Origin of the sequence: Kosakonia oryzendophytica, from assembly GCF_027886705.1 — a bacterium.
Classification (GTDB): Bacteria; Pseudomonadota; Gammaproteobacteria; order Enterobacterales; family Enterobacteriaceae; genus Kosakonia; species Kosakonia oryzendophytica.
In genome coordinates this window covers 455,142-468,909 of sequence record NZ_CP115659.1, presented here as the reverse complement: position 1 = coordinate 468,909, position 13,768 = coordinate 455,142, and the positions used below count along the sequence as shown (strand labels likewise).

Annotated in this window: 14 protein-coding genes; 7 read left to right on the top strand and 7 right to left on the bottom strand. The window is 54.0% G+C overall.

Annotated elements, in window-relative coordinates; translation table 11 throughout:
• Window positions 1-99: 99 nt before the first annotated feature.
• Genes O9K67_RS02145 through O9K67_RS02135 form a run of 3 tightly spaced genes read left to right on the top strand, consistent with a single transcriptional unit; the run spans window position 100 to window position 2,259 of the window.
• A complete protein-coding gene (locus O9K67_RS02145; RefSeq protein WP_061492896.1) occupies window positions 100-1,119 on the top strand; it encodes a hydrolase in 1,020 nt (339 codons plus the stop codon).
• Window positions 1,116-1,334 carry a YheU family protein gene (locus tag O9K67_RS02140; RefSeq protein ID WP_061492895.1) on the top strand — a complete coding sequence of 73 codons (219 nt, stop codon included), beginning with the start codon at window positions 1,116-1,118 and terminating at the stop codon, window positions 1,332-1,334. Before O9K67_RS02145 ends, O9K67_RS02140 begins: the two co-directional genes overlap by 4 nt.
• A gap of 55 nt (window positions 1,335-1,389) precedes the next feature.
• Window positions 1,390-2,259 carry a phosphoribulokinase gene (locus tag O9K67_RS02135; RefSeq protein ID WP_061492894.1) on the top strand — a complete coding sequence of 290 codons (870 nt, stop codon included), beginning with the start codon at window positions 1,390-1,392 and terminating at the stop codon, window positions 2,257-2,259.
• Between the two features lie 49 nt (window positions 2,260-2,308).
• Here O9K67_RS02135 and O9K67_RS02130 read toward each other — a convergent pair whose 3' ends face one another.
• Window positions 2,309-2,713 carry an OsmC family protein gene (locus O9K67_RS02130; RefSeq protein WP_061492893.1) on the bottom strand — a complete coding sequence of 135 codons (405 nt, stop codon included), beginning with the start codon at window positions 2,711-2,713 and terminating at the stop codon, window positions 2,309-2,311.
• Between the two features lie 337 nt (window positions 2,714-3,050).
• Here O9K67_RS02130 and crp point away from each other — a divergent pair, with 337 nt between their 5' ends.
• Both crp and O9K67_RS02120 read left to right on the top strand, forming a co-directional pair.
• On the top strand, window positions 3,051-3,683 hold the full coding sequence (gene crp / locus O9K67_RS02125) for a cAMP-activated global transcriptional regulator CRP (protein ID WP_000242758.1): 633 nt from the start codon (window positions 3,051-3,053) through the stop codon (window positions 3,681-3,683).
• Window positions 3,684-3,731: 48 nt separating this feature from the next.
• Window positions 3,732-5,810, top strand: a complete 2,079-nt coding sequence (locus tag O9K67_RS02120) for a YccS/YhfK family putative transporter (RefSeq protein WP_061492892.1) — start codon at window positions 3,732-3,734, stop codon at window positions 5,808-5,810.
• Here the strand turns inward: O9K67_RS02120 and argD are convergent.
• The 6 genes from argD to O9K67_RS02090 all read right to left on the bottom strand — a co-directional run bounded on the left by argD (window position 5,807) and on the right by O9K67_RS02090 (window position 10,603).
• The gene (gene argD / locus O9K67_RS02115; protein ID WP_061492891.1) at window positions 5,807-7,027 is read right to left on the bottom strand and encodes a bifunctional acetylornithine/succinyldiaminopimelate transaminase; all 1,221 of its coding nucleotides are present in this window, start codon (window positions 7,025-7,027) and stop codon (window positions 5,807-5,809) included. The genes O9K67_RS02120 and argD overlap by 4 nt on opposite strands.
• Window positions 7,028-7,114: 87 nt before the next feature.
• Complete coding sequence (gene pabA, locus O9K67_RS02110; RefSeq protein WP_061492890.1) at window positions 7,115-7,678, bottom strand: aminodeoxychorismate synthase component 2; 564 nt, start codon at window positions 7,676-7,678, stop codon at window positions 7,115-7,117.
• A 31-nt stretch (window positions 7,679-7,709) separates the two neighbouring features.
• Window positions 7,710-8,312 carry a putative adenosine monophosphate-protein transferase Fic gene (locus tag O9K67_RS02105; RefSeq protein ID WP_061492889.1) on the bottom strand — a complete coding sequence of 201 codons (603 nt, stop codon included), beginning with the start codon at window positions 8,310-8,312 and terminating at the stop codon, window positions 7,710-7,712.
• On the bottom strand, window positions 8,302-8,472 hold the full coding sequence (locus O9K67_RS02100; RefSeq protein ID WP_071889841.1) for a YhfG family protein: 171 nt from the start codon (window positions 8,470-8,472) through the stop codon (window positions 8,302-8,304). Before O9K67_RS02100 ends, O9K67_RS02105 begins: the two co-directional genes overlap by 11 nt.
• A gap of 103 nt (window positions 8,473-8,575) precedes the next feature.
• Window positions 8,576-9,148 (bottom strand): peptidylprolyl isomerase A, encoded by a 573-nt coding sequence (gene ppiA, locus O9K67_RS02095; protein WP_061492888.1) that lies wholly within the window; start codon window positions 9,146-9,148, stop codon window positions 8,576-8,578.
• 153 nt (window positions 9,149-9,301) lie between these two features.
• Window positions 9,302-10,603 (bottom strand): cytosine deaminase, encoded by a 1,302-nt coding sequence (locus tag O9K67_RS02090; RefSeq protein WP_061492887.1) that lies wholly within the window; start codon window positions 10,601-10,603, stop codon window positions 9,302-9,304.
• Window positions 10,604-10,844: 241 nt separating this feature from the next.
• Here O9K67_RS02090 and nirB point away from each other — a divergent pair, with 241 nt between their 5' ends.
• Both nirB and nirD read left to right on the top strand, forming a co-directional pair.
• Window positions 10,845-13,388: a nitrite reductase large subunit NirB gene (nirB, locus tag O9K67_RS02085; protein WP_061492886.1), complete on the top strand. Its 2,544-nt coding sequence runs from the start codon at window positions 10,845-10,847 to the stop codon at window positions 13,386-13,388.
• Window positions 13,385-13,711 (top strand): nitrite reductase small subunit NirD, encoded by a 327-nt coding sequence (gene nirD, locus O9K67_RS02080; protein WP_061492885.1) that lies wholly within the window; start codon window positions 13,385-13,387, stop codon window positions 13,709-13,711. The genes nirB and nirD overlap by 4 nt, the downstream gene beginning before the upstream one ends.
• Window positions 13,712-13,768: the final 57 nt, after the last annotated feature.

The following is a 13,768-nucleotide window of genomic DNA, read 5'->3' as shown; positions in this document are numbered from 1 at the left end:
GCCTGCAAAGGCTAATACGTTACAACAGCAGCAAAGTATTAAACAGCCTAATTGTTAGCAAGTATAATAACCGTCTATTAACTTAAATTTCTTATTAAGATGGCAGATATTACACCGGCAAATTTCCTTGAAAATCAGGGAGACGCGCACAACTTTCATCCGATGCCGGGTGCGCGTAATCCGCATCTACAAACGATGCTGCCACGTCTTTTACGTCGTCGCCTGCAGTTTGAGCCGTGGTGGCAGCGCCTTGAGCTGCCGGATGGCGATTTTGTTGATCTCGCCTGGAGTGAAGAACCGTATCAGGCGCGGCATAAACCGCGTTTGGTGGTCTTTCACGGTCTTGAGGGCAGCCTGCACAGCCCTTATGCCCACGGTCTGGTTTATGCGGCCAAACAGCGCGGCTGGCTGGGTGTGGTGATGCATTTCCGCGGCTGTAGCGGCATCCCTAATCGACTCAACCGCATCTATCACTCTGGTGAAACCGAAGATGGCACCTGGTTTTTGCACTGGCTGCGCGAAACGTTTGGCGCAGCGCCGACGGCGGCAGTCGGTTACTCGCTTGGCGGCAACATGCTCGGCTGTCTGCTGGCGAAAGCAGATGACAACCTGCCAGTCGATGCGGCGGTGATTGTGTCAGCACCACTGGTGCTGGAAGCGTGCAGCTACCACATGGATAAAGGTTTCTCCCGCGTCTATCAGCGCTACTTGCTGAACTTGCTGAAAGCCAATGCGGCGCGAAAGTTACGTGCTTACCCGGGGTCACTGCCGTTAACGCTGTCGGCGCTGCGCAAAGTGCGGCGCATCCGCGAGTTTGACGATTTGATCACTGCGAAAATTCACGGCTTTGCCGACGCGCTGGACTACTATCGCCGCTGTAGCGCAATGCCGGTACTGCCGGATATTCGCAAACCGACGCTGATCATTCACGCCAAAGATGATCCATTTATGGATCATAACGTGATCCCGGATATCGGGCATTTGCCGGCGAATATTGAGTACCAATTGACTGAACACGGGGGTCATGTTGGTTTTGTCGGCGGAACATTACGCCACCCGGAAATGTGGCTCGAAACGCGTATTCCGGACTGGCTATCCACTTATCTGGAGTCCAAATGATCATTCCCTGGCAAGATATCGCAACCGAAACGCTGGACAATCTTATTGAGAGCTTTGTCTTGCGCGAAGGCACCGATTATGGTGAACATGAACGTTCGCTTGAACAAAAGGTCGCCGACGTTAAACGGCAACTGCAACGCGGTGAAGCCGTGCTGGTGTGGTCTGAACTGCACGAGACGGTAAATATTATGCCGCGCGGGCAGTTCCGGGACTAACAGGGTGCCGGGCGGCTGGCTATACTGAAAACAATCGTTGATTCAGGGAGTTGCTATGTCCGCCAAACACCCGGTTATTGCCGTCACCGGTTCCAGCGGTGCGGGAACCACCACCACCAGCCTTGCCTTCCGTAAAATCTTCGCCCAGCTTGGTATGCAGGCCGCCGAGGTGGAAGGCGACAGTTTTCATCGCTTTACCCGCCCGGAAATGGATATGGCGATCCGCAAAGCCCGCGATCTTGGGCGGCATATCAGCTACTTTGGCCCGGAAGCAAATGATTTTGGGCTGCTGGAGCAAACCTTTAGCGAGTATGGTCAGACCGGAAAAGGCCAGGCGCGGAAATATCTCCATACCTACGATGAAGCCGTGCCGTGGAATCAGGTGCCGGGTACGTTTACCCCCTGGCAACCCTTGCCGGAACCCACAGATGTGCTGTTTTACGAAGGGCTGCATGGCGGCGTTGTGACGCCGCAGCATGACGTGTCGCGTTATGTGGACTTGTTGGTTGGCGTGGTGCCGATTGTTAACCTGGAGTGGATCCAAAAGCTGGTGCGCGATACCAGCGAGCGCGGGCATTCTCGCGAAGCGGTGATGGACTCCGTCGTGCGTTCAATGGAAGACTATATCAACTTCATCACCCCGCAATTTTCCCGCACCCATATTAACTTCCAGCGCGTCCCGACCGTCGATACCTCAAACCCGTTTGCGGCAAAAGGCATTCCCTCGCTGGATGAGAGTTTTGTGGTGATCCATTTCCGCAATCTGGAAGGGATAGATTACCCGTGGTTATTAGCGATGCTGCAAGGTTCGTTTATTTCCCATATGGACACGCTGGTGGTGCCGGGCGGCAAGATGGGGCTGGCGATGGAGCTGATTATGACACCACTGGTGCAACGGCTGATGGAAGGGAAAAAGATCAAATAGCAGTGGTCGAATTATGCCCGGTAAGCCTGACGCTACCGGGCATCGTCCGTCAGGCTTCGATGACTTCGTAGGAATGGGTGATGTTCACCGCTTTTTCCAGCATCAACGCTACGGAGCAATACTTCTCCGCCGACAGATCCACCGCCCGGGAAACCGCCGCATCTTTCAGATCGTGGCCGGTGACAATAAAGTGCAGATTGATATGCGTAAACAGACGCGGCGCTTCTTCGCGACGTTCCGACGTCAGTTTCACTTCGCAGTCCGTCACGTTATGACGCCCTTTTTGCAGGATAGAAACCACGTCGATCGCGCTGCATCCGCCTGCGGCCATCAGCACCATTTCCATCGGGCTTGGCGCTTTGTCACCTGAGTTGCCGTCCATCAGGATTTGGTGACCCGATGCGGACTCACCGAGGAACGTTAACCCTTCCACCCATTTCACACGAGCCTGCATTTTGATTTACTCCGGAGTTGCAATTTTCTTTACAGATTACGCGCACATAACAAAAGTCGCAACGGAAGGCGACCTGCGTCATGCTGAAGCGAGACACCAGGAGACATGCGGTAAAAGCTATGCTAAAACAATCTGGATGCTACAGAGATACATTGACATTACGCATGTACGCAAAGGACATCATTGATTAGAGGCCGCAGATAACGCTGACGGTCCACTTCCGAGGATTTTGGAAGCGAAGACACGAAGTCGAATGATAGCGTGTTTAGATTGCAACCCCAGACGCAGGGTGCACATCCTGTGTCTGGAGACAGCTTATAACAGAGGATAATCGCGCATGGTGCTTGGCAAACCGCAAACAGACCCGACTCTCGAATGGTTCTTGTCTCATTGCCACATTCATAAGTACCCGTCGAAGAGCACGCTGATTCACCAGGGTGAAAAAGCGGAAACGTTGTATTACATCGTCAAAGGCTCAGTGGCAGTGCTGATCAAGGATGAGGAAGGGAAAGAGATGATTCTCTCCTACCTGAATCAGGGAGACTTTATCGGTGAACTGGGACTGTTCGAAGAAGGTCAGGAGCGCAGTGCATGGGTACGCGCTAAGACCGCATGTGAAGTGGCCGAAATCTCCTACAAAAAATTCCGTCAGTTGATCCAGGTTAACCCGGACATTCTGATGCGTCTCTCCTCGCAAATGGCGCGCCGCCTGCAGGTCACGTCGGAGAAAGTGGGTAACCTCGCCTTCCTGGACGTAACAGGTCGTATCGCACAAACACTGTTGAACCTGGCGAAACAGCCGGATGCCATGACCCACCCGGACGGCATGCAAATTAAAATTACCCGTCAGGAAATTGGTCAGATCGTCGGTTGCTCCCGTGAAACGGTGGGCCGTATTCTGAAAATGCTGGAAGATCAGAACCTGATCTCCGCCCACGGTAAAACCATCGTGGTTTACGGAACCCGTTAATCCGCAAAACGGCGCGTTGATCATCCGGCGCGCCGTTTTTGTTTCCTCATGTGGCGCAGGCTGATTTATCACCCCGAAATCAACTATGCACTGCGACAAACGCTGGTGTTATGTTTGCCCGTGGCGATTGGGTTAATCGTCGGCCATCTCCAACAGGGCCTGCTGTTTTCTCTGGTTCCTGCCTGCTGCAATATTGCCGGTCTTGATACCCCGCATAAACGCTTCTTTAAACGTCTGATTATTGGCGGTTCGCTGTTTGCCGGATGCAGTCTTGCCGTACAGCTTCTGCTGGCCGAAGCCCTGCCTCTGCCGCTGATTTTTACCGTTCTCACTTTACTGCTCGGTGTGACCGCCGAGATCAGCGCATTGCACGGGCGGCTGCTGCCTGCGTCGCTGATAGCCGCCATCTTCACGCTGAGTCTTGCGGGCAGTATGCCCGTGTGGGAGCCCCTGCTAATTTATGCACTGGGTACACTCTGGTACGGCGCGTTTAACTGGTTCTGGTTCTGGATGTGGCGCGAACAGCCGCTGCGCGAATCACTCAGCCTGCTCTACCGGCAACTGGCTGATTATTGCGAAGCCAAATACAGCTTGTTGACGCAACATGCCGATCCGGAAAAAGCCTTGCCGCCGCTACTCGCACGCCAACAAAAAGCGGTGGATATGATAAGTACGTGCTATCAGCAACTGCATATGCTGGCGGCCAATCAACACAATGATTACAAACGTCTGCTGCGCGTCTTCCAGATGGCGTTGGATTTACAGGAGCATATTTCTGTCAGCCTGCACCAGCCGGAAGAGGTGCAAAAACTGGTGGAACAGACCCATGCTGAACAGGTGATCCGCTGGAATGCACAAACCGTCTCCGCCCGCCTGCGCGTCCTGGCGGATGACATTCTCTATCATCGCTATCCGACACGTTTCACCATGGACAAGCAGGTTGGCGCGCTGGAAAAAATCGCCCGCCAGCATCCGGAAAACCCGGTCGGTCAGTTTTGCGCCTGGCACTTTAGCCGTATCGCCCGTGTGCTGCGAACCCAACGTCCGCTCTATCTGCGCGATTTAATGGCAGAAAAGCAGCGGCGCCTGCCGCTCATTCCGGCGCTCAAAAGTTATTTATCATTGAAATCTGCGGCGTTGCGTAATGCTGCGCGTATCAGCGTGATGCTCAGCATTGCCAGTCTGATGGGGAGCGCACTGCATTTGCCGAAGCCGTACTGGATCATGATGACTATCATGTTTGTGACGCAAAATGGCTATGGTGCAACACGGGTGCGTATTGTGCACCGGGCGGCCGGCACGCTCGCCGGGCTGATGATTGCCGGGATTGCCCTGCACTTTCACGTACCGCTCGGCGTCACGCTGGCGGCCATGTTGCTGATCACCCTGATAAGCTATCTGATCATCCGTAAGAACTACGGCTGGGCGATGGTCGGCTTTACCATTACCGCCGTGTATACCCTGCAACTGCTGACGCTCAACGGCGAGGAGTTTATTGTCGCCAGACTGATCGATACGCTGCTCGGTTGCCTGATTGCCTTCGGCGGCATGGTCTGGCTATGGCCGCAATGGCAAAGTGGTCTGTTGCGGCAGAACGCTCATGACGCGCTGGAAACCTACCAGGAGGCTATTCGCCTGATACTCAGCGATAACCCGAAGCCCACTCCGCTGGCCTGGCAACGGATGCGCGTCAACCAGGCGCACAATGCGCTGTTCAACTCACTGAATCAGGCCATGCTCGAGCCGGGATTCAATACCCGCTACCTTGAGGACATGAAGCTCTGGGTGACACACAGCCAGTTTATTGTTGAGCATATCAACGCCATGACGACCCTCGCACGCGAACACACCATGCTGACGCCGGATCTGGCACAACGCTATTTGCAATCCTGTGAAATTGCCCTGCAACGCTGCCAGCAGCGACTGGAGTATGACGGGCCGGGCGAGTCGGGGGATGTGAATATTCTGGAGGCGCCGGAGACATTGACCCACGGGCCGATGAGCACCCTGGAGCAACATCTACAGCGGGTGCTCGGGCATCTGAACACCATGCATACCATTTCGTCGGTAGCATGGCGTCAGCGCCCACATCATGGCATCTGGTTGACCCGCAGCCTGCGGGGTTAGCCGTTGACCACTTTCGCCACCGCAGCGGCAAAACGGTTCATCCCTTCGTTAATGTCCTGCTCGTCTATCACCAGCGAAGGCGCAAAGCGCATCACATCCGGGCCGGCATTCAGCACCATTACGCCCGCATCGGCCGCCGCGTAGAGGAAATCGCGAGCGCGGCCTTTGTACGCTGCTTTTAACTCTGCGCCAACCAACAGTCCCATACCGCGAATATCGCTGAACAGGTCGAATTTCTCGCCGATTTGCTGCAAATGTTTAACAAACAGCTGGCGTTTTTCATTCACTCCGCTCAGCACGTCTGGCGTATTGATAATATCAAACGCCGTACCAGCAACGGCGCACGCCAGCGGGTTGCCGCCGTATGTCGAACCGTGTGAACCAGCATGGAACACGCTGGCAATCTCATGGGTGGTCAGCATGGCGCTGATGGGGAAACCACCGCCCAGCGCTTTCGCACTGGTGAGAATGTCTGGCGTGACACCATAGTGCATATAAGCAAACAGCTCACCACAACGTCCCATACCGCACTGGACTTCATCAAACACCAGCAACGCATCGTGCTGGTCGCACAGTTCACGTAAGCCTTTAAGAAACTCCGGTGACGCCGCCGTAACGCCGCCTTCACCCTGAATCGGCTCAACCACCACCGCACAGGTGTGATCGTCCATCACCGCTTTTACCGCATGCAGATCGTTAAACGGTACATGGATAATGTCTGCCGGTTTCGGACCAAAGCCGTCGGAGTACTTCGGTTGCCCCCCCACGCTCACGGTGAACAGTGAACGGCCATGGAAGGCATGATGAAAAGCGATGATTTTGGTTTTATATGGGCTATGGCGCGTAGATGCATAAAAACGCGCCAGCTTAAATGCGGTTTCGTTGGCTTCAGTCCCCGAATTCATAAACACCACGCGCTCGGCAAACGTGGCGTTAATCAGTTTCCGCGCCAGGCGCAGCGCCGGTTCGTTAGTGAACACATTGCTGGTATGCCACAGGGTTTCCCCCTGCGTTTTCAGCGTTTCCACCAACGCCGGATGGCAATGACCTAACGCCGTGACGGCAATACCACCTGCAAAATCAACATACTCTTTACCCTGCTGATCCCACACACGGCTGCCTTTTCCCTTCACCGGGATAAACTCGGCTGGTGCGTAAATTGGCAGAATAACGTCATCGAATGTTGCGCGCGTAATTGCGTCTTGCTGAGTTGCCATGTCATGCCCACCTATTAATATGCAGCATTGATTATGAAAATATAATCACGAAATATGCATAAAAAATCACTGCATGGCAACCACAAATCACCGACTGAGGAAGTTTTTCAGTAGCTGATGCCCTTGCTCGCTCAGGATGCTTTCCGGGTGAAACTGCACCCCTTCCAGATCCCACTGTCGATGACGGATCCCCATAATTTCACCGCTTTCACTCCACGCCGTGACCACAAAGTCGCCGGATAACGTACGCGGATCGATAACCAGTGAATGGTATCGCGTGACGGTTAATGGATTATTAAGGCCGGTAAACACCCCAGTGCCATCATGGCTGATTGGCGAGGTTTTACCGTGCATCACTTTTGCCGCGCGCACGATCGTGGCGCCAAACGCCTGCGCAATCGCCTGATGGCCAAGGCAGACACCAAGAAGGGGACATTTTCCGGCGTAATGGCGGATCACGTCTAACGAAATACCGGACTCATCCGGTGTACAAGGGCCAGGTGAGATAACGATTTTTTGCGGTGCCAGCGCAGCGATATCCGCCAGCCCTATCTCATCATTACGTCTGACCTCTACGCTTGCCCCTAACTCGCAGAAATATTGATACAGGTTCCAGGTAAAAGAGTCGTAATTGTCGATAAGCAGGATCATGGCGGCCTCTGTGGTAGCAAACCGCGCTAGTTTACTCGCTTTCGCTGGCTTCGCTTACTACTTTGCTGAAGATCGCGCAGAGCGACGCTAAATCCCCCATTGCTCCGGCCTGGTTCGCCGCCCCCCAGCGCGCAGGGTCGGCTTCCCGCCAGTCAAGCGAGAAATCAGCGTGCAGCGCCAGTTGTTCAAAGAAAATACGCTGCGCAATACCATTACCGAGGCGGAATGGATGCAGCATATTGATTTCACAGTAGAAGTGGGCCAGACGCTCGACAAATTCCGCTTTTTCCAGGCCACACAGCCACTCTTCGTTTTCCAGTTGCTGCATCAGCGCATTGCCCTCTTTCTCGATGTACCCGAAATGGCAAAAGCGTGTATCGCCCTGATAGATATCGACCTCACGAAACTGCCCGGCCCAATCAAAGACGTCCTGATAGAGATGATGATGGATAGCGCACAAATGCGGCAGCCCCCGCGCAAGCGGGCCAAGCTCCAGCGTTGCCGCTCGTAAGGCCGTCAATTCATACGCAGCCTGTTCCAGCCGTTGCGCTTGCCGGATGCCCAGCACATTGCGCATCACGTTCAAACCGGGGTAGAGATAGGGATCGCGCCCGTCGCCAAATTTATCGCTCATAGTGCCTCCTGAGTTCATCAAGACGCGCGTTCGCTTCGGCGGTAGTGAGCGTCACCAGCGGGGTATCGACCCCCTCCAGACGCCTGCTGGCCTGGAAATTGGCGTTGCGCTGCTGCTCCCAGAGACGGGATTTTTGCCTGTCGGTGAGTTTTTTGGTCATAGCGCCTCCCTGTTTCACACAGTTGCCACAAGTATAAGCAGCAATTTTGCGTTACGCAGAGAAGACGAAGCAGCACGGGCCGGCTGACCCGTGCGGAAAAGACTTACGGCAGTACTTTAGCGGAGAGGATAACTATCGGTTTTGACGGGACATTCTGATAAGGACCGAAGTCATGAGTCTGTACCTGAGAAATCTTATCGGCGACATCCATGCCTTTCACAACTTTACCGAAAACGGCATAGCCAAAATCGCGCTGGCCATGATCGAGGAAGGCATTATCTGCAACGTTGATAAAGAACTGGCTGGTGGCGCTGTCTTTATCTGCTGTGCGCGCCATCGCAATAGTACCGCGGGTATTGCGTAAACCGTTGTCAGCTTCGTTTTTGATCGGCGGATTAGGCTGCTTTTGCTGCATCTGCTCGTTAAAACCCCCGCCCTGAATCATAAACCCCGGGATCACACGGTGAAACGTCGTGTTGTTGTAAAAACCGTTGTTCACATAATCAAGGAAGTTTTTTACCGACACAGGGGCTTTCTGGTTGTTCAGCTCCAGTTCGATATTACCTGCAGAAGTGGTGAGCAGAACATGAGGGTCGCCTTTTGCGGCGAACGCAGCAGAGGAGAGACCAGAAAGCGCAAAAACAGCCGCAACGGCCGCCAGAGTCGATTTAACCATTAGGTTTCCTTAACGAAGAGCAGTAAAGAAAGCGAGTGGCTTGATTCTAAAGAGCAGTCAGCCAGCAGGCCAGCCTTTTACTCAATTTTACGTATTTGGAAACATATGTAACACCAGGCAGCGCTTTGTAAAAGCATACTGCCTGATGAATCGCTATTTTTGTGCGTTATGACGGCTGAAAACCACCTCTTCACCGCCACAGTCCGTCTGTACCCAGGTTTGCGCCGGTTGCGTAGTGGCAATCACCCGCCCCTGGCGAATCGACCAGCGTACCGGCGCCTGGCAACGCACCGCGTCAAAGCCGCTTTCCACCGGTAAGATAATCATATTTGCCGGATTGCCCGGAACAATGCCGTACTCTGTCAGACCAAAGGTACGGGCGCTGTTATGGGTGATTAAGCGCAGCCCCTCATCAATTTGCTGATAGCCCATAAGCTGGCAAACATGCAGCCCCATATGCAGTACCTGCAACATATTGCCTGTGCCCAGCGGATACCACGGATCGAACACATCATCGTGACCGAAGCAGACATTAATCCCCGCGGCCAGCAGCTCTTTTACCCGCGTAATGCCCCGGCGTTTGGGGTAATTATCAAAGCGCCCCTGCAAATGAATATTGACCAGCGGATTAGCAACAAAGTTAATGCCGGAAAGTTTTAACAAGCGGAACAAACGAGAGGTATAAGCCCCGTTGTAAGAGTGCATGGCCGTGGTATGGCTGGCCGTCACTCGCGGGCCAATACCCATTTTTAACGCCAGCGCCGCGACCGTTTCCACAAAGCGCGACTGCTCATCATCAATTTCATCGCAGTGAATATCCAGCGGGCGGTCATACTTCTGCGCCAGCGCAAAGGCAATATGCAGCGATTCGACGCCATACTCCCGGGTAAATTCAAAATGCGGGATCGCCCCCACCACATCCGCGCCTAACCGAAGCGCCTCTTCCAGTAACGCTGCGCCATTGGGGTAGGAGAGAATCCCTTCCTGCGGAAAAGCGACAATTTGCAAAGTTATCCATGGCGCCACTTCGGCTTTCACTTCCAGCATCGCTTTTAATGCCGTCAAAGAAGGGTCGGAAACATCAACATGGGTGCGGACATACTGCACGCCGTTGGCCATTTGCCATTTCAGGGTTTGCCACGCACGGCGCTTCACATCGTCGTGGCTGAGCAGCGCCTTGCGCTCGGCCCAGCGCTCAATGCCTTCAAACAACGTACCGGATTGATTCCAGTTCGGCTCCCCGGCGGTTTGTGTCGTGTCGAGATGAATATGCGGCTCAATAAACGGCGGCAACGCCAACCCGCCGCGCGCATTCAGCACCTCATAACTGTCGCTGTGCGACGACCCCATTGGCGTAATATCACCAAAGCGCCCGTTCTCGATCGCAATTTGCCACACACCATCGCGACCCGGTAAATGCACATTCTGGACTAACCAAAGCGGTGCTGTAGACATCACGCTACTCCCTCTGTTTTCGTCTGCTATTTCGGATCAGACGAGCAGGCAAAAAGACCTCTCTTTTTGTACACAATTTCTGCAAACCAGAAAAGCCTGTTATATCCACAACTTATAAAAACCAATAAAAATCAAACATCTACTCATTAAGTGGTATGCGAAGATGTATTTGATGCACATCAATAAGCCCCGAAGCTGAATCGTTAAGGTAGGCAGTAATAGAAAAGAAATCGAGGCAAAAATGAGCAAAGTCAAACTCGCTATTATCGGTAACGGCATGGTCGGCCACCGCTTCATTGAGGACCTCCTCGATAAAGCCGACGCGTCCGAATTCGACATTACCGTTTTCTGTGAAGAGCCGCGTAAAGCCTACGACCGCGTCCATCTCTCGTCCTACTTCTCTCACCACACGGCTGAAGAGCTGTCACTGGTACGTGAAGGTTTTTATGAGAAACATGGCGTTAAAGTGTTGGTCGGTGAACGCGCTATCACCATTAACCGTCAGGAAAAGGTGATTCATTCCAGCGCCGGGCGCACCGTCTGGTACGACAAACTGATCATGGCTACAGGTTCGTATCCGTGGATCCCACCGATTAAAGGTTCCGAAACGCAGGACTGTTTCGTCTACCGTACTATTGAAGATTTGAACGCCATTGAGTCGTGCGCACGTCGTAGCCGCCGCGGTGCAGTGGTAGGCGGCGGCCTGCTCGGTCTGGAAGCCGCAGGCGCACTGAAAAACCTGGGCGTCGAAACGCACGTTATTGAATTTGCACCCATGCTCATGGCAGAGCAGCTCGACCAGATGGGCGGCGAGCAGCTTAAACGCAAAATCGAAAGTATGGGCGTGCGTGTGCACACCAGCAAAAACACCAAAGAGATTGTCCAGCAAGGCACGGAAGCACGTAAAACGATGCACTTTGCCGACGGCAGCGCGCTGGAAGTTGACTTTATCGTCTTCTCTACCGGTATTCGCCCGCGCGATAAGCTGGCCACGCAATGCGGTCTGGAGATCGCGCAACGCGGCGGTATTGTCATTAACGACACCTGCCAAACCTCCGATCCGGATATCTACGCCATCGGCGAATGCGCAAGCTGGAGCAATCGCGTTTACGGTCTGGTCGCGCCGGGTTACAAAATGGCGCAGGTCGCCGTGGATCATATTCTTGGCAAGCAAAATGCGTTTGAAGGCGCGGATCTCAGCGCCAAGCTGAAACTGCTCGGCGTTGACGTTGGCGGCATTGGCGATGCGCATGGCCGTACACCGGGCGCACGTAGCTACGTTTATCTTGATGAAAGCAAAGAAGTCTACAAACGCCTGATTGTCAGCCCGGATAATAAAACCCTGCTCGGTGCGGTATTGGTGGGCGACACCAGCGACTTCGGCAACCTGCTGCAACTGGTGCTGAACGCCATTGAGCTACCGGAAAACCCGGACGCGCTGATCCTGCCGGCGCATGCCAGCAGCGGCAAACCCTCTATCGGTGTCGATAAGCTGCCGGATAGCGCGCAAATTTGCTCCTGCTTCGATGTGACCAAAGGCGACCTGATTGCCGCCATTAACAAAGGGTGCCATACGGTTGCGGCGCTGAAAGCCGAAACCAAAGCCGGTACCGGCTGCGGCGGTTGTATCCCTCTGGTGACGCAGGTCCTGAATGCAGAACTGGCGAAACAAGGCATCGAAATCACCAACAATCTGTGCGAACACTTCGCCTATTCTCGCCAGGAGCTGTATCACCTGATTCGCGTAGAAGGGATCAAATCCTTCGACGAACTGTTGGCGAAATACGGTAAAGGTTACGGTTGCGAAGTGTGTAAACCGACCGTTGGCTCACTGCTGGCATCCTGCTGGAATGAGTACATCCTGAAACCGCAACATACGCCGTTGCAGGATACCAACGATAACTTTCTTGCCAACATCCAGAAAGACGGCACCTATTCGGTGATCCCGCGTTCCGCCGGTGGTGAAATCACGCCGGAGGGTCTGATGGAAGTCGGTCGTATCGCTCGCGAATTTAATCTTTACACCAAAATCACCGGGTCACAGCGTATTGGTCTGTTTGGCGCGCAAAAAGATGACCTGCCGGAAATCTGGCGTCAGTTGATCGATGCTGGTTTCGAAACCGGTCACGCCTATGCCAAAGCGTTACGCATGGCGAAAACCTGCGTCGGCTCGACCTGGTGTCGCTATGGCGTCGGCGATAGCGTCGGGCTCGGCGTTGAGCTGGAAAACCGCTACAAAGGCATTCGTACGCCACACAAAATGAAATTCGGCGTTTCTGGCTGCACCCGTGAATGTGCGGAAGCGCAGGGCAAAGATGTGGGGATTATCGCCACTGAGAAAGGCTGGAACCTGTATGTCTGCGGTAACGGCGGCATGAAACCGCGTCACGCTGATTTGCTGGCGGCGGACCTCGACCATGACACGCTGTTGCACTATCTCGACCGCTTTATGATGTTCTACATCCGCACCGCGGACAAACTGACACGTACCGCGTCCTGGCTGGAGAGCATGGAAGGCGGCATCGACTACCTGAAAAGCGTGATTATTGATGACAAGCTCGGCTTTGATGCTCAACTCGAAGCAGAAATGACTCGCCTGCGCGACGCGGTGATCTGTGAATGGACCGAAACCGTGAATACGCCAGCCGCGCAGACACGCTTCAAACACTTTATTAACAGCGATCGTCGCGACCCGAACGTGCAGGTCGTGCCAGAGCGCCAGCAGCATCGTCCGGCGACCCCGTATGAACGCATCCCGGTAACGTTAGTGGAGGAAAACGCATGAGTCAGTGGAACACCATCTGCAAAATCGACGACATTTTGCCAGCCACCGGCGTTTGCGCCCTGGTGAACGATCAGCAAGTGGCGATTTTTCGCCCGCGCCACGACGACCAGATTTACGCCATCAGCAATATCGATCCGTTCTTCCAGTCCAGCGTGCTGTCTCGTGGGCTGATTGCGGAGCATCAGGGCGAGCTGTGGGTTGCCAGCCCGTTGAAAAAACAGCGTTTCCGCCTGCGTGACGGGCTGTGCATGGAAGATGAAAGCCGCTCTGTCGCGCATTTTGAAGCGCGCGTTAAAGACGGTGCTGTACAGATTAAAGCGTGATACCCCGGCGGGGGTGCAATGCTCCCGCCGTTACTTTTTGATTTTTAAACTTTTCTT